The 14,015-nt window shown below is 54.5% G+C and carries 15 protein-coding genes and 2 pseudogenes; 11 read left to right on the plus strand and 6 right to left on the minus strand.

Annotated elements, in window-relative coordinates:
• The first annotated feature begins 118 nt into the window (after window positions 1–118).
• The gene (locus BLR69_RS13795; protein WP_071493995.1) at window positions 119–865 is read left to right on the plus strand and encodes a 3-oxoacyl-ACP reductase family protein; all 747 of its coding nucleotides are present in this window, start codon (window positions 119–121) and stop codon (window positions 863–865) included.
• 84 nt (window positions 866–949) lie between these two features.
• Here BLR69_RS13795 and BLR69_RS13800 read toward each other — a convergent pair whose 3' ends face one another.
• Window positions 950–1,639, minus strand: coding sequence for an HAD-IA family hydrolase (locus tag BLR69_RS13800; RefSeq protein ID WP_071493901.1), 690 nt, complete (start codon window positions 1,637–1,639; stop codon window positions 950–952).
• A 257-nt stretch (window positions 1,640–1,896) separates the two neighbouring features.
• On the opposite strand from BLR69_RS13800, the pseudogene BLR69_RS31165 reads away from it, so the two are divergent.
• Window positions 1,897–2,148, plus strand: a pseudogene (locus BLR69_RS31165) (type II toxin-antitoxin system RelE family toxin); the annotation flags it as partial.
• On the plus strand, window positions 2,102–2,458 hold the full coding sequence (locus BLR69_RS13810) for a helix-turn-helix domain-containing protein (protein WP_071493902.1): 357 nt from the start codon (window positions 2,102–2,104) through the stop codon (window positions 2,456–2,458). The pseudogene BLR69_RS31165 and the gene BLR69_RS13810, both read left to right, overlap by 47 nt.
• A gap of 121 nt (window positions 2,459–2,579) precedes the next feature.
• Here BLR69_RS13810 and BLR69_RS13815 read toward each other — a convergent pair whose 3' ends face one another.
• The gene (locus BLR69_RS13815; RefSeq protein ID WP_071493903.1) at window positions 2,580–3,548 is read right to left on the minus strand and encodes an NAD(P)H-binding protein; all 969 of its coding nucleotides are present in this window, start codon (window positions 3,546–3,548) and stop codon (window positions 2,580–2,582) included.
• Window positions 3,549–3,641: 93 nt separating this feature from the next.
• Between BLR69_RS13815 and BLR69_RS13820 the strand changes: the two genes are divergently transcribed.
• The 4 genes from BLR69_RS13820 to BLR69_RS13835 all read left to right on the plus strand — a co-directional run bounded on the left by BLR69_RS13820 (window position 3,642) and on the right by BLR69_RS13835 (window position 6,253).
• A complete protein-coding gene (locus BLR69_RS13820; protein WP_071493904.1) occupies window positions 3,642–4,526 on the plus strand; it encodes a LysR family transcriptional regulator in 885 nt (294 codons plus the stop codon).
• Between the two features lie 55 nt (window positions 4,527–4,581).
• Window positions 4,582–5,160 carry a DUF4337 domain-containing protein gene (locus BLR69_RS13825; RefSeq protein ID WP_071493905.1) on the plus strand — a complete coding sequence of 193 codons (579 nt, stop codon included), beginning with the start codon at window positions 4,582–4,584 and terminating at the stop codon, window positions 5,158–5,160.
• Between the two features lie 70 nt (window positions 5,161–5,230).
• On the plus strand, window positions 5,231–5,890 hold the full coding sequence (locus tag BLR69_RS13830; protein ID WP_071493906.1) for a M24 family metallopeptidase: 660 nt from the start codon (window positions 5,231–5,233) through the stop codon (window positions 5,888–5,890).
• Window positions 5,891–5,899: 9 nt separating this feature from the next.
• Complete coding sequence (locus tag BLR69_RS13835) at window positions 5,900–6,253, plus strand: gamma-glutamylcyclotransferase family protein (RefSeq protein ID WP_071493907.1); 354 nt, start codon at window positions 5,900–5,902, stop codon at window positions 6,251–6,253.
• 128 nt (window positions 6,254–6,381) lie between these two features.
• On the opposite strand, the pseudogene BLR69_RS13840 reads toward BLR69_RS13835, so the two are convergent.
• The 3 genes and pseudogenes from BLR69_RS13840 to BLR69_RS13850 all read right to left on the minus strand — a co-directional run.
• A pseudogene (locus tag BLR69_RS13840) lies at window positions 6,382–6,804 on the minus strand (aromatic alcohol reductase); the annotation flags it as partial.
• Window positions 6,803–7,081 (minus strand): hypothetical protein, encoded by a 279-nt coding sequence (locus tag BLR69_RS13845; RefSeq protein WP_071493908.1) that lies wholly within the window; start codon window positions 7,079–7,081, stop codon window positions 6,803–6,805. The pseudogene BLR69_RS13840 and the gene BLR69_RS13845, both read right to left, overlap by 2 nt.
• A gap of 180 nt (window positions 7,082–7,261) precedes the next feature.
• On the minus strand, window positions 7,262–8,254 hold the full coding sequence (locus BLR69_RS13850) for a hypothetical protein (RefSeq protein WP_071493909.1): 993 nt from the start codon (window positions 8,252–8,254) through the stop codon (window positions 7,262–7,264).
• Between the two features lie 747 nt (window positions 8,255–9,001).
• Here BLR69_RS13850 and BLR69_RS13855 point away from each other — a divergent pair.
• From BLR69_RS13855 to BLR69_RS13865, 3 genes are all read left to right on the plus strand, one after another.
• The gene (locus BLR69_RS13855) at window positions 9,002–10,495 is read left to right on the plus strand and encodes a site-specific integrase (protein WP_071493910.1); all 1,494 of its coding nucleotides are present in this window, start codon (window positions 9,002–9,004) and stop codon (window positions 10,493–10,495) included.
• A 178-nt stretch (window positions 10,496–10,673) separates the two neighbouring features.
• Complete coding sequence (locus BLR69_RS13860; protein ID WP_071493911.1) at window positions 10,674–11,501, plus strand: hypothetical protein; 828 nt, start codon at window positions 10,674–10,676, stop codon at window positions 11,499–11,501.
• A complete protein-coding gene (locus tag BLR69_RS13865; protein ID WP_071493912.1) occupies window positions 11,488–12,225 on the plus strand; it encodes a hypothetical protein in 738 nt (245 codons plus the stop codon). The genes BLR69_RS13860 and BLR69_RS13865 overlap by 14 nt, the downstream gene beginning before the upstream one ends.
• A 389-nt stretch (window positions 12,226–12,614) precedes the next feature.
• Here the strand turns inward: BLR69_RS13865 and BLR69_RS13870 are convergent, their stop codons facing one another.
• A complete protein-coding gene (locus tag BLR69_RS13870; protein WP_071493996.1) occupies window positions 12,615–13,157 on the minus strand; it encodes a recombinase family protein in 543 nt (180 codons plus the stop codon).
• Window positions 13,158–13,362: 205 nt separating this feature from the next.
• Between BLR69_RS13870 and BLR69_RS13875 the strand changes: the two genes are divergently transcribed.
• The gene (locus BLR69_RS13875) at window positions 13,363–13,887 is read left to right on the plus strand and encodes an RIP homotypic interaction motif-containing protein (RefSeq protein WP_069788555.1); all 525 of its coding nucleotides are present in this window, start codon (window positions 13,363–13,365) and stop codon (window positions 13,885–13,887) included.
• Window positions 13,888–14,015 lie beyond the last annotated feature (128 nt).

The following is a 14,015-nucleotide window of genomic DNA, read 5'->3' on the forward strand; positions in this document are numbered from 1 at the left end:
ACTCTAAACTTTTGGTTTACACAGACTATAGCAATCCGGGTCTACCGGGAGGGGCTGGCGAGGTCGATACTCGGTTCCAACAACAAGGCATCCCGCCTTGAACAGCTTGGAGATCGACATGACCACACAAAACCTCAGCGGCAAAGTCGCCTTGATTCAAGGCGGTTCTCGCGGCATCGGCGCCGCCATCGTCAAACGTCTTGCAGCGCAGGGTGCAGCCGTCGCCTTTACCTACGTCAGTTCAGCCGCCAAGGCTGAAGAATTGCAGAACAGCGTGATCAGCGAAGGCGGCAAAGCCCTGGCGATCCACGCCGACAGCGCCGATGCCGATGCGATCCGCAATGCGGTCAACGCCACCGTCGAAGCCTTTGGGCGCCTGGATATCCTGGTGAACAATGCCGGCGTACTGGCCATCGCGCCGCTGGAGGATTTCAAGCTGGAAGACTTTGACCAGACCCTGGCGATCAACGTGCGCAGCGTATTTATCGCAACCCAGGAAGCGGCCAAGCATATGGGTGAAGGCGGCCGCGTGATCAATATCGGCAGCACCAACGCCGAGCGCATGCCGTTTGGTGGCGGTGGCCCGTATGCGATGAGCAAGGCGGCGCTGGTGGGGTTGACCAAAGGCTTGGCGCGAGACCTGGGGCCACGTGGGATCACCATCAATAACGTGCAGCCTGGGCCGGTGGATACCGATATGAACCCGGCCAACAGTGATTTTGCCGAGAGCCTGATCAGCTTGATGGCGGTGGGGCGGTATGGGCATGTGGAAGAGATTGCCAGTTTTGTGGCCTACCTCGCAGGGCCGGAAGCGGGCTACATCACCGGTGCAAGTCTGACCATCGATGGTGGCTTCAGCGCCTAGGATTTGCGGAACACTGCAAATCAAATGTGGGAGGGGCAAGTCGAATCGTCGCACCGCCCCTCCTACATTTTTAACCGCGATCAATCAGGCTCGAGGTGGCAGGCCGTAGGCCGCCAGGTCGAAGTCCGCTAGCTTGCGGATGATCTGGTCGGCGTGGTGATACTTGCTGTCGGCCATGGCTTCGTCCGGCACGGCGATGGCGGTCATGTGGGCAGCTTTGGCAGCAGTGACGCCGAAGGGTGAGTCTTCGAACACCAGGCAATCCTCCGGTGCCACGCCCAAGCGGCGGGCGGCAGTGAGGAAGATGTCTGGCGCGGGTTTGGCGGCGCCGACTTCCGGGTCGTCAGCGGTGACGATGGTGTCGAACAGGCCAAACCATTCGCGGTGCAAGGTGGTCTTGTGGCCAAACGAATTGCGCGACGAACTGGTGCCCACGGCAATCGGGATATTGTGCGCCTTCAAGTGCCGCACCAAGGCTTCGGCGCCGGGCATGCCCAAGGCCTTGGGGAAACGCTCGCTCATCAGCGGTTCGCGGATCTCCAGGAATTGAGCTGGTGTGATCGGCAGGTCCAGCGCCTTCACCACGTAGTCCGCCAGGTCCTGGGCACCACGCCCAATAATGTGCTGTTTGATGCCCCAGTCGTAGGTGCGGCCGAAGCGTTCAGCGATGATCTGCGTGACTTCGGTGTAGATGCCTTCGGTATCCAGCAACAACCCGTCCATGTCGAAAATCACGGCCTTGATCGGACCGACTGCGGTACGCGGTACATTCATCGCTACAACCCAAGGGAAAGACTAAAAGGATTCAGCACAATAGCGGGGCGGGTCTCATACAGGCAACCTCCACGACTTTGTATCGACTCAATTCCCCAGTTCATGGCCCTTCACATCAATGCCTCATAACTGGAAACAGTTATACCGATCGGTGTGAGTGGCGAGCGTCTACGGTTTGTGAGGGCAGCGCGAACAGCCACTGGCCCGCGTCTGAAAATATTTCTTGCGAACCTTATAAAAGACTTATTAACCTTCCAATGAACTCCATCCACTGGACTAGAAAATCCGTAAAGCAACTGCTTCGGTTGCATACGTATCATCAGCAATAGGTACGCGATGCTGTCTCAGCGCTTGAGCGCATGCCCGAGACAGCCAACGTCAAGGCATTGGTCAATTACCCCCATGGTTATCGCTTGCGCGTGGGTAATTACCGAGTCCTTTTCGATTGGGATCGCGATATCCATGTGGTCAGCATTGAAGAGGTCAAGAAGCGTGACGAGCGAACCTACTGCCGTACAGATCATCCACAATACGGAGGGCAAGCCAGCCTTTGTGGTGATTCCCTATGAACATTATCTGGCCCGGCAGAACGATCCAAATCTGATTCCCCATGCGGTGGTAAGCCGCCTGGTGGATGGGGCAACCCCTATCCGTGCATGGCGCGAACACCTGAAACTGACCCAGGAAGAGGTTGCCAAACGCCTGGGCATTTCCCAATCCGCATTTGCCCAACAAGAGTCGGTGAACAAACCTCGCCGTGCAACGCGGGAAAAAATTGCCAAGGCGTTCGGCATCAACGCCAATCAACTGGAGCTATAGAGCGTTACTCTGGAAAATCCGCCCGCCCACGCGTTGAAGCCCTTGCTCAAGGCTTCCACCTGGATCCGCGCATGGGCCAGTGCCGTAGAGGCCGACGCTACAGGCCCCTTCGAGCCAAACTTCACACCGCCCGAGGCAGGCAACCTATGCCGGCCAGGGTCGTCTCCACCGCTTCATCCAGCGGCGTGTAAGGTTCAGCGCCCAATACCGCCACCAGCCGCGTGTTATCGAGCAGCACAGGGGTTTGCCACAGGTAACGCATCTCCAGCATTTCACGGAAGGTGACTACAAAGGGCGAAGCTATTTTCAGCAGCCACCAGGGGAACATCCTGACGACCGGCTGCTGCCCTGTCCTACGCAGCACCACGCGCTGGATCGCCCGGCTCACCTGTCTGCCATCCGTGTCCACCTGCCCCGCCATATGAAAACGCGCGAACGCCTCCAGGGTTTCACGGCGCTCGAGCAGTTCAACCATCGTGCGCGCCACATCGGGCAGGTACGCCCATTGATGGGCAACACCTGGCGCCCCCGGATAATTGATGCTGCGCACAAGGTTGCCAGGTTTGACCAAGCCCTGGGAAAACCAGCTGTTGGCCGCCTGCGCGCCGAAAAAGTCACCGGCGCGCACGATCAGCACCCTCGCCCCGTTGCCTGAAGCGTCGTATAAACGCTGCTCCAGTTGCACACGGATCGCGCCCTTGCGGGTTAGCGGGTGTTGAGGGGCGTCTTCGTGCAGGACGGGAAACGCGTCCGGCCCAAAGTTGTAGACGGTACCGGGCAACACAATGGTGGCGCCTTCAGCAACGGCCGCCGCGATGGTGTTGTCGATCATCGGCAGCACCCGCTCGGCCCAGTGCCGATAGCCCGGCGGGTTGACCGCGTGCACGATCACTTCACAACCTCGGGCTGCAGCAAGTACGTCATCGCGGTTGAGTGCATCCCCCTCAAGCCAGCCAAATGCGGCGTTCTGGCTACGGGCCTTGTCGGCATCACGGGTCAACGCGCGCACCTGCCAGCCCGCCGCCAGCAGCTGCCGTGCAACTTCGCCACCAATGCCACCGGTTGCACCCAACACCAATACTGTATTCATCACACGCTCCCACGCTGGTTGATGGGGTCATTTTCTGCGCGGCCAAGCTATAGAGGAATTGTCGAAGACCGTCCAGGCGCTATACATTTATGCATGGGAATGAATATTGGTTGGGAGCTTTACCGGTCGTTCCTTGGCGTGTTCCGGGAAGGATCGTTGTCGGGGGCCGCACGGCAACTCGGCATTACACAGCCCACGGTCGGCCGGCACATCGCCGCGCTGGAAACGGCGCTGGGCGTGGTGCTGTTTACCCGTTCACCCACCGGCTTGTTGCCCACGGCCGTGGCCCACACCCTGCGCGCCCACGCCGAAACCATGGAGCGTACAGCGGCGGCACTTGAGCGTGCAGCGTCTGCCCAAGGCAATGAAGTGCGCGGCGTGGTGCGCGTGTCCGCCAGTGAAGTGGTCGGCGTGGAAGTGCTGCCACCGATCCTCACGCAAGTGCGCCGGGAACACCCGCACCTCAAGGTCGAACTGGTGCTGACCAACCGCCTGAGCGACCTGTTGCAACTGGAAGCCGACATCGCCGTGCGCATGGTCCGCCCCCGCCAGGCGCAACTGCTCGCGCGACGCATTGGCTTGATCGAAGTAGGCCTGCATGCCCGCGACGATTACTTGCAGCAGCACGGCACGCCTTTGTTGATGCAGGACCTGGCCGACCACTCAGTGATCGGTTTCGACCAGGAAAACGCATTTATCCGCAGCCTGGCCATCAAGGGTTTCAAGCGCAGCGCCTTCGCCCTCAGCAGCGACAGCGACCTGGCACAACTGGCACTGATCCGCGCCGGTGCCGGTATCGGCGGTTGCCAGGTCCAACTGGCCAAGCGCGATCCCCGCCTGCGCCGGGTCCTGCCGGAAGGCTTTGCGCTCAAGTTGGACACCTGGGTGACCATGCACGAAGACCTGCGCAGCAGCCCGCGCTGCCGCGTAATGTTCGACGCGCTTGTCGAAGGTTTGCAGCGTTACGTACAGGATTGAGACAGCTTCACTGGTGAAGAATCAGACTCCCTCAGTCCCTTCACAGACGCCCCCCATGTCCGAAGCCTTCGAAGTCCCCAGCCCCCACGAAAAACACATCGAACACACCACCGAACATGCCCACGGCCGCGGTGACAACTTCGCCAGCCGCATCGCCGTGATGACCGCCCTCATGGCCACCCTCGGCGCCATGCTCAGCTACCAGGCCGGCTCCACCGAAAGCGAAGCGGCGATGGACAAGAACAACGCCGCCATCTTCAAGACCGAAGCCGCCAACCAGTGGAACTACTACCAAGCCAAATCCAGCCGGCAAAACCTGGCAGAACTGGCGACCCACATCCCCGGCGTGGACGCGGTGCATTACAAGGAAGAGATCGAGCGCTACAGAAGCCAGAAGGAAGACGTGCGCAAACAGGCCGAAAAGCTTGAGGCCACCTCAAAGGAATGGGATGAAAAGTCGGAACAGGCGCTGCACCAGCACCATCGCTGGGCCCAGGCGATGACCGCAATTCAGATCGCGATTTCGTTGGCGGCGATCACCTTGCTCACTAGGCGCGAATGGTTGAAGCGCCTGTCGTATACGGCAGGCGGAGCAGCCGTGATATTGGGGAGCCTGGCCTGGCTGCATTTATAAAAAATCCCCTTGGGCGCCAGAGCTTTACCGCTATATAGTAAATGGCATAACGAAACCCAAGGAGATACCGGTGTCCGCACAACCCAAGGAAGCTGTGGGCGCCGCCTACAGCATCGACGCCATGCGCTACGCCCAAGGCATGACCTGGCAAGCCATCGAACACCTCGCCCAACGCATCCGCCCCGGCATGCTCGAATCCGAAGCCCGCGAGCTGGGCAAACACGTCCTCGCCGAGCTCGACATGCAGCGCATCTGGCACCCGCTGCTGGTGCGCTTTGGCGCCAACACCCTCAAGACCTTCAAACAACGCTCCGACGGCGACCCGGTGCTGGGCGACAACGACATCTTCTTCATCGACATGGGCGCCGTCTGGCAAGGCCACGAAGGTGACGCCGGCGCCACCTTCGCCATCGGCAACGACCCGGACATGCACGCCTGCGCCAGCGCCGCCAAAGCACTGTTCGACCGCGTGCAAGCCCGCTGGAAAAACGACCAGGTCGTCGGCCAGGAGCTTTACCGCTACGCCGAAGCACAAGCCCTGGCCATGGGCTGGCAACTGAACCTCGACATCAAGGGCCACCGCGTCAGCGACTTCCCCCACGCCATCCACCGCGGCGGCGACCTGGGTGATTTCGAGCACTACCCGAATGCCGGGCTGTGGATCCTGGAAATCCAGATCGCCCACCCGAGCAAACCCTACGGGGCTTTCTACGAAGACCTCCTCGCTTAAGGAACACAAATGAACCGCCCCACCGAACACCCCGTGCTGTTGTTTTCCTACGGCACGTTGCAGGACAAATCCGTACAACTGGCCAACTTCGGCCGGGAGCTGACAGGCCAGCAGGATGCGATGCTGGGCTATTCGCAGAACTGGGTGGAGATCACCGACCCGGATGTGCTGGCGAGCAGTGGCAAGACGCATCATCCGATTGTGACGCCGAGCGCTGAGGCAGGCGCCAGGATTGAGGGGATGGTGTTCCGGATTACGGAGCAGGAGCTGACGGCGGCGGATGCGTATGAAGTGTCGGACTACAAGCGGGTGGAGGTGGGGTTGGCTTCGGGGTTGAGGGCTTGGGTGTACGTGCAGGCTTGATATGAACAAGGGCGGCTTAGTTAGCCGCCCGCCTAGGCTCGCCTGAGCGCTTTCAAGAGCGACCGGACGCGTACACGATGACAAGACAGAACATAATTGCCAGGCTCAGGACCGCGCGGCTTCTCTGGTCAGATGCCGACAAGGTTGCTCTGGGCCCATTGTTCGGCGGTCACGACCGGAATCGCCTGCCGCTCGTTGAAAGTGCCTGCTTTAGGCCACGCCACCCCCCTACCCTGGGCAAACACCGCGCGGTACTTCTTGATGTGGTGGGTCGGATCTTTCTCCAGTTCCTGAAGCAGGAACGGAACAGTCCATACGTTACGCTTGAAAGGGCGTCCCAGCACACGCTCAAGAAGACTCGCAAACTCTCCGTACGTCACAGTGTCTCCCGATAGATACACGATCTGGTTGCGCAAACGCGGTTCGAAGAAGACGACTTCCGCTGTCAGCGCACCAATGTCCTCTGGAGTCGTAAGCGTCACGCTGTTCTCAAGGCTGCCCAGCGCGTTCACGGTATCGTTTTCGAAGTCAACCACCTCGAATACAGGCTCACAACCACACATTTGCGCGGCCACTGTCCAGACGCTGGCTCATGGCGTTCATTTGCTCTGCCGTTAGAGCCCCGGCCACCATCAGCCCCCAAAGGAAGCCGCGTAACTGGTTTTGCGTGCGCAACATGCCGGCGTGATTCAAAGCTTCAAACCTAAAATCTTTTACCTGGGGCTGCAGGTGTGGCAACGCGGCTGCTGGGTCGGCCAGAGCGATAAGATCGTCAAAATACAGATTGGCGGCGGCAATCGCGGTCGGGTCCTTCAGTGACTCGTACACAGATGATTCCTTTCGAGTGAGTGGCAGGTGTTACGTGAAGCCACTCTATGGGGGGTTGGTATGCCAGTTCAGGGGGTTATGGTTTCCGCCGGCACACAAAAAGGCCCCCGCACCAGGTCAAAGTGTGGGGGCCTTTTTTACATAAGCGGCGTTATTCGCATTCAGCGCCCTATATTTATCTTACAAAACTTCTATTTTTGTAACATTCAACTGATTGCGAAAAAAACGATCTCGCTCAGCAAACCATTCCTTTGCTTTTTCTTTTCCGGAATCTTGATTGGCTTGCTCTAAAGCGTATTTAGCTGACTTGTATCGCTCTACTTTATCCGAAGTAATGTAGCACAAGAGGCTTAAATCGCTGGCCGCAAACTTTTGCTCTTGCTCGATAAGTTGAAAGGCGTTTTTTCTGGCCAACTCAATGACATCCATTTTTTTTGTGAGAGCATTGAGTTTTAGTGTGGTGACGTTCTTCTCTATCTTCTCTGCTTCATCGTAGGCTTTTTTGACATCCGAGAGGTTCTGCAACACGTCTCGGTATCTCTCAACTAGAAGGAAAGAAGTGTTAGCTATCGTACCTAGCGTCATACGCTGGGTACGACGATCAGTTTTTATCTTCCCTTTCTTATCTGTGTATTCCTTTATCGTCACGCCCGTTACTGACAGTGCATAAGCGCCGGTGCGGGCGATGGACTCAAGATGCCTCATGGTCTGAGGCCCGAGTTTTTCCCGCATTGCATGAACACGAGCCTGGACTGTAGCCAAGTCCGACTTTACTTGAAAAACTTCCTTGAGTGCGGAGTCTTTTTGCTCCACTAGCGTTCGAAGGCGCTCAAGCCCTTCTTCATATTTCTTCTGATTCAGGTATTTAGTTCTGTCAGCGTTCAGCTTTGACTTACCATCAAATTTGGTCTGGGCGCAATCGTTGCCAACAAGAGTAATGCTGTTATCTGTAAGCAGAGCAACAAAGCCCCACTTGTGACCCTCATTGCATAGCTTGTCATTGCTTTTCAGAAGACAGCATTTCACCTCATCGCTAAAAAAATAATCCCCAAGAATATGTTTATAATTTTTAGGCGATACTGGGTTTTCTTTTTTGAAGCCAGGGAGCGCCTCAATCTCAGAAATTGTATTGAATGTGCGGATCTCAACGGTTCTATCGAGTTTCTCGTGCATACGGATATGTACCCAGATATCAAGATTCTATTGCTAGACATCACCCGGCTGCGGAGCGGCAGATTGATCATGACTAGATTTTTCGTAATGCCGTTAAGCCTTGGTTGGAGCCGGAGCATGCCCTAGGGCAATGCGCCCCGTGGAGCTTTGAGGGCCGGTACCCACGTGCCAAACCACTGTTAATTAATACAGTATAGCCTATTTTTCTGGCCCGATATCTGCTGCCAGGTGAGGCGAGTCGAACTGCGCGTCATCTGGAGCAAACAAACCGAAAGCAGGCTTTTACTGCTCGAAATTGAGCTACCACTGCGGAGTCTCAGAAATAGGCGGCCTGTGAGAACCCACCCACGTCACGTGCGCAACCACTGCGGCGGCAATCTGACTGCGTAACTTCTGCTCTAGCCCGCTCTTGGCAGAAGTTCGCCACACGCACGCTAAGTGGTCTGCCGCCGGCTGAAATGGCCCTGCCGATCACGCGGTCACTGGCCACGCTTTCCGCACCAGAATAGAGCGCTAGTCCCATGGTGGTCCCATGGGCTTATTTTTTGGGCGCCAAAAACCACAAACCCCCGACTTTCTCTAGGAAAATCAGGGGTTTGCGTTTTCAGAATGTGGCGGTGAAGGAGAGATTCGAATTAACCACACCTACGGGCCTTTAAACCCCGTATTTAGGGGCTTACAGCTTGGATAGTAGTACAATCGAGTAGTACAATTCGCTGTACCACTCTTCTCTCCCAGCGTGACCCCATGGCCGATAACCTGATCCAGAAACGCGGCGAATCCACATGGTATTGCAGACTTGCTGTACCTGCTGATGTCCGGGCGGCGATGGGCGGCAAGACCGTTCTCATCCGGTCACTACAGACCGGCCTACGCTCCGAAGCCATGGAACGCCGCTTGGTGGTACTAGCCGAATGGAAGGCGCAGATTGCACAGGCCAGAGGGAAACGGGCTGCCCGTGGGGATACGTGGAAAGACCCCGTAGCAAACGTGGCTCATGGATTTGCACAGGCCACACGCAAGCTCAAAACAGACGTTGCCCTCGGGGAGACTGACGAACCATTGGCGTTCGCCCCTGAGGATATTGAAGCGCTTTACCGGGGGCTCTTCGACGACTCGCCAGAGGGCAAGAAACGCCGGGAGAAGGCAGACCGGGTTTACGCCATGACAGGCATGGATGGCGAAGTGGCTAACATCGACTTTGCTACAGAAATGGCGCAGCAGCTCATGGCGAAGGTGTTTGGTGCAACCCAAGGACTCTCCTCAATGGAAGAGACCGAGGCACTACAGATACTAGCGGCGCCAGATGCCCATAAACCAAAGTCACCCATCACGCCCGCAAGACTCAAGGCATTTCGAGAATTCCGGGAGAGCCGTGGGGGCGCCCCGAAACACGTAGACCAGCAAGTTGGGAAGATGGAACGCCTGACAGACTTCCTGAAGAAAGACTCGCTGCCTCTGACCTTCGACACCGTAGACGTTTGGTTGAAATCCCTAGACCGGGCACCCGCGACACTGAGTCAGTATTTGATGGCTGGCACTGCGTTCTGGAAATGGGCGATGAAGTACGATTCGGGTTGGCGCGAGATGTATCAGGACAAGGTGAATCCGTTCGTTGGTCACGATCTGCCAAAGGGTGGGGGCGCAGACACAGCAGGTAAGGACAGGGAAATCTACACTCGGGCTGATACTCTCAAGCTGCAACGTGCAGCGCTGGATAATGATGATCAGCCGCTTGCAGATTTGATTGCTTTGGGCTGGTACACGGGGGCCAGGATTGAAGAGCTTTGCAGACTGACCACGGACAGCGTGATTACCGTCGATGGTGTCCAGTGTTTTGACTTCCCCAAGAGCAAAAGCAAGGCGAGTAAGCGTGTGGTACCGATTCATCCAAGCCTGTTGGCCGCTGTGGATCGACTCCGTAAGGACAGCACAGATACCTTCCTCATCCCAGCAGAGTCAGCAGATAAGTATGGCAAGCGGTCGCACGCAATCTCCAAAGCATTTGGCAGGTTACGTACAGCGGCAGGGTTCAGCAGACTGCATGTCTTTCACAGTTTTCGGCACACAGTTGTGACCGAGCTAATCAGGGCAGACGTGCCAGACGCACTGGCGAAAGAATTGGTAGGTCATGAGACGGGATCAGTTACCCATGATGTTTATTCGAAGGGTGCGTCCACAAAACAGAAGTTTGACGCTATATCGAAGCTGCCCACCATAGCCACGGGTTTGAAGCTGTGAGGAAAATCTAAAAACGGACGTGCGCTAACATTAAGTTTAAAGTATAACTATGAAAAGATGGCCTAGCGCCATTATTTTCTGAGGTTGCCGAGATCCACAGCTGGCATGGAGGCTTCCAAGGACGGGATTTTAGCTAGGGGCAATGTGAGCATTGCTGGCACCTGAGGACAACTGCATCATGGCAATAAATTTCGACGTCGTAATTGAGACACCTGACTACGAAGTAGATATGAAAACCGGCCTTGACACCTTACAAGGTGTTTCTGACGCGACAAGAACCATTGCGGAAACGCTGCTCACTGGCAATGTTCCCCAGCGTAAAAACAGTAAGAGCAACGTTCGGACTATGCTAAAAAAAACGTTCGAGGGTTCTTACGGTCAAATCTTCAGCTTGAACATTTCTGATGAAGAGCTGAAAAAGGAATATCGAAAAATTGGCAATACGGCTTTCGCAGAGCTGATGGGCTTTTTTATGAACGAAGCTCTAGACTTAGAAACTAAGGAACTATCCGCAAAAGCGGAAAAAATAGTTGAGAGTCTCGGTGATAATGCTGAAAGGCTTGTCAGACAACTACGAACTTCAATCATGAAAGACGCACATGAAGTTTCGAAAAAATTCGGATATGACGTCAAGGTTAACTTTAGAAAAAACTCAGTACAAAAAATATTGATTGCCGAATTTGACGAAACCACGGCACACGCATTGGAGGCCGTACGCTCGGATGTTCGAGAAACTATCATCGCAGCCGTACGACGATTCAACACTAATACCGGAAATGGACGTTTACAAATTCAGGACGAAGAAGAGACCATTGCATTCGGCTTCGAAAAAGTCTACAGGGAAGTTAGATTTGCCACCAAAAAAAGATTCTCAGAAAATCTAGACTACAACAATGGAATTGAGATAGAACGTTGGAAATATTTGGAAATCGAGGTATATCCCATTAAACGCTTTGACGACAAGGTCGTTAAATATGTAGTAGCCGGACTCCATGAAGACCAATAGATACATCTTCATCGCGATCACCCTTATTGCAATCGTCTGCTTGTCATACGTGCTTAATTTTTACGTAAAGTTGAGCTATGTAATCTCAGATGAGCCAGAAGCATGGGGACAGCTAGGAGACTTTGTAGGCGGCTTAATCAACCCTATTTTAAGCTTCATGTCGCTGTTATTCATCATAAAATCTCTCAGTCTCCAGAATGAAGCGAACGTAGGTTTGAGAGAAGAAGTAAAAAACACTAGAAAGACTGAAAAGCTGCGTTCATTTGAAACCCAGCTATTCCACATGATCGCTTCTCAAAGAGAATTATTCAACTCCTTAAAAGTTAACGATATATCATATCAAACCTTTTCCAAAAAAATGGGAGTTGAAGCGGTTATCGTTATTGAAACAGAAGTGGAACGCTTGAGAGAAAGCTTTGATGTGGACATTGTCAACGCATACTTAGAGGCGGCTGATCCGACCGATCAAATTTATGGCCTCACAAGGATTTTTTACAACATCGTAAAGCTCACTTCCGAAAAATTAAGCGACGCCAATGAGTTCTCCGCCGAGGATAGAAAGTCCCACTATCTTACATTGATAAACTTTACAGATTTTTCTCTACTACGACTCATTATGCTGTCCGCTCAATTTACAGGACTTCCGCCTACAGAATATCTTAAATCAAACCAAGAATTTAGCTCAACACTAAAAGAAGTTGGACTAAACTACAGTCTCTACTGAATGACAACTCACACCAAAGCATACCGTGCATTCAACATTAATAATCATAGAAGTTAAATTTTCGCTGAAAAAAACAACTGACTTTCGTTTTGACTTGAGTTTCACCGTTAGAAAATAATCTGGTAGCCCACCTGCACCTCTGGACTGTCCCCAGAATTCCGGTGCAGGCGAGCACAGGGGATTGTACAGCAACGTATTTTTGGTGGTCATTCGACAGGCGCTTAACATCGAACGACAGGGGCTTATCCAAACCCTTGAAATCCAGGAATAACCTGACACGCCGTGGCGCTCTGAGACCCCCTACAAGCCACGCTATAGCAACCTGAATCACATGGCATCAGAGACGACAAAGCCCGGTCAAGGCGGGCTGGAAGGCTGTCTCAGCAACGTTAATTCTTCATGGCACGTTGCACGGTGCTCAGACTTACACCAAGGGCCTTTGCTACCTTGCGGAAAGATGCGCCCTCTTCTGCCATTGCCTTGCGAATGGCTTCGTCATCTACCGTCTTCACACGTCCCTTGTAGACACCTGCTGCCTTGGCCTTTTGAATGCCCTCTGCCTGACGCTCACGAATCAACGCACGCTCGAACTGAGCAACACTGCCCAGCAGACCCAGCATTAGCTCCTGCATAGGGTTGGCTTCGCCGGTGAAGTGAAGTTGTTCCTTATGGAACGAGACAGCCACACCCCGACTGATCAATCCCTTTACAAGGGCCAGCAGATCTTCCAGTGAGCGGGCTAACCGATCAATGCTGTGGACGTGGAGAACGTCGCCCTTGCGAACATGGCGAAGCATTGCCTGTAGTTCGGGGCGGTCAGTGTTGGCCGCTGACACCTTGTCTGTGAACACTTCGTCCAGGGCAACGCCTTCCAGCTGGCGAGCGGTGTTTTGATCGGTGGATGAAACTCGAATGTAGCCGATGCTCGCCATTGCTCTCCCCTCTGTATTCATTTAACTCTAGAGGTTTGAGTATGATCGTATTCATTAACAAAAACAAACCCTAATGAACACGACCCTTGTATTCACCGACGAGCGGTCTGAAGGGTATACCCAAATGAATACAATCTAAAAATTGATCCATTGACCCTCATCAAGCTATGGTGGCGATTTAACATACGCAGCAGGAATGATTTAGATGAATCTCTTGTTACAAGATCCAGGCAATGACCTAGTTTACATTGAGCACAACGGAAAACGTCGCGGACCGTACGCATGTGCTTTCAGCACTACCCCCCTTAGGCTTTTCCAGGTCGAGCTGGAAATCACCGAAGGCGACAAGATCGTTCGCAAGGTGCACGGACAGGAATTCGTCTACACAATTAACGAGTTCGAATACTACAGCGGTGGACACTCCCACTCTCGTTTTGACCCCCATTACGAGCTGACAATTACAAAGGATTCCGCCCTCCCCAAGCCGCAGCCTTCCGTCACCACCAATAACATCAACATCCACGGATCGACCGGCATCCAGATTGGCGACCACAACGTCCAGAATCTTGAAGTAGCCCTGAAAGAGGTGCTTACCTCAATAGACAACGCGGACGCCCCTAAGGAAGAGCGAGAGGAAGCGAAGAACAAGCTCAATGCCTTCCTTGCACACCCACTAGTTTCTGCCGCTGTTGGTGCAACACTTCCCGTGGCTCTCGGCCTACTGAGCTGATTACCTCTCCCTTTCGGCCCTTCGGGGCCGGAGGCTATCGCCGCCTTGGCCTTGCAGGAAAACGGTGGTTCCGGCTCAGAACGGGCGTTTTAGTGTGAAAACCTCGATTTGGGCGTCAGCATGGACCC

Origin of the sequence: Pseudomonas azotoformans (genome assembly GCF_900103345.1) — a bacterium.
In the GTDB taxonomy this organism is placed as follows: domain Bacteria; phylum Pseudomonadota; class Gammaproteobacteria; order Pseudomonadales; family Pseudomonadaceae; genus Aquipseudomonas; species Aquipseudomonas azotoformans.

Excerpts from the sequence above, each read along its gene's own strand:
- BLR69_RS13795 (WP_071493995.1), top strand. The coding sequence starts at position 119 with ATGACCACACAAAACCTCAGCGGCAAAGTCGCCTTGATTCAAGGCGGT.
- BLR69_RS13800 (WP_071493901.1), bottom strand. The coding sequence starts at position 1,639 with ATGAATGTACCGCGTACCGCAGTCGGTCCGATCAAGGCCGTGATTTTC.
- BLR69_RS13810 (WP_071493902.1), top strand. The coding sequence starts at position 2,102 with ATGTGGTCAGCATTGAAGAGGTCAAGAAGCGTGACGAGCGAACCTACT.
- BLR69_RS13815 (WP_071493903.1), bottom strand. The coding sequence starts at position 3,548 with ATGAATACAGTATTGGTGTTGGGTGCAACCGGTGGCATTGGTGGCGAA.
- BLR69_RS13820 (WP_071493904.1), top strand. The coding sequence starts at position 3,642 with ATGGGAATGAATATTGGTTGGGAGCTTTACCGGTCGTTCCTTGGCGTG.
- BLR69_RS13825 (WP_071493905.1), top strand. The coding sequence starts at position 4,582 with ATGTCCGAAGCCTTCGAAGTCCCCAGCCCCCACGAAAAACACATCGAA.
- BLR69_RS13835 (WP_071493907.1), top strand. The coding sequence starts at position 5,900 with ATGAACCGCCCCACCGAACACCCCGTGCTGTTGTTTTCCTACGGCACG.
- BLR69_RS13850 (WP_071493909.1), bottom strand. The coding sequence starts at position 8,254 with ATGCACGAGAAACTCGATAGAACCGTTGAGATCCGCACATTCAATACA.
- BLR69_RS13855 (WP_071493910.1), top strand. The coding sequence starts at position 9,002 with ATGGCCGATAACCTGATCCAGAAACGCGGCGAATCCACATGGTATTGC.
- BLR69_RS13860 (WP_071493911.1), top strand. The coding sequence starts at position 10,674 with ATGGCAATAAATTTCGACGTCGTAATTGAGACACCTGACTACGAAGTA.
- BLR69_RS13865 (WP_071493912.1), top strand. The coding sequence starts at position 11,488 with ATGAAGACCAATAGATACATCTTCATCGCGATCACCCTTATTGCAATC.
- BLR69_RS13870 (WP_071493996.1), bottom strand. The coding sequence starts at position 13,157 with ATGGCGAGCATCGGCTACATTCGAGTTTCATCCACCGATCAAAACACC.
- BLR69_RS13875 (WP_069788555.1), top strand. The coding sequence starts at position 13,363 with ATGAATCTCTTGTTACAAGATCCAGGCAATGACCTAGTTTACATTGAG.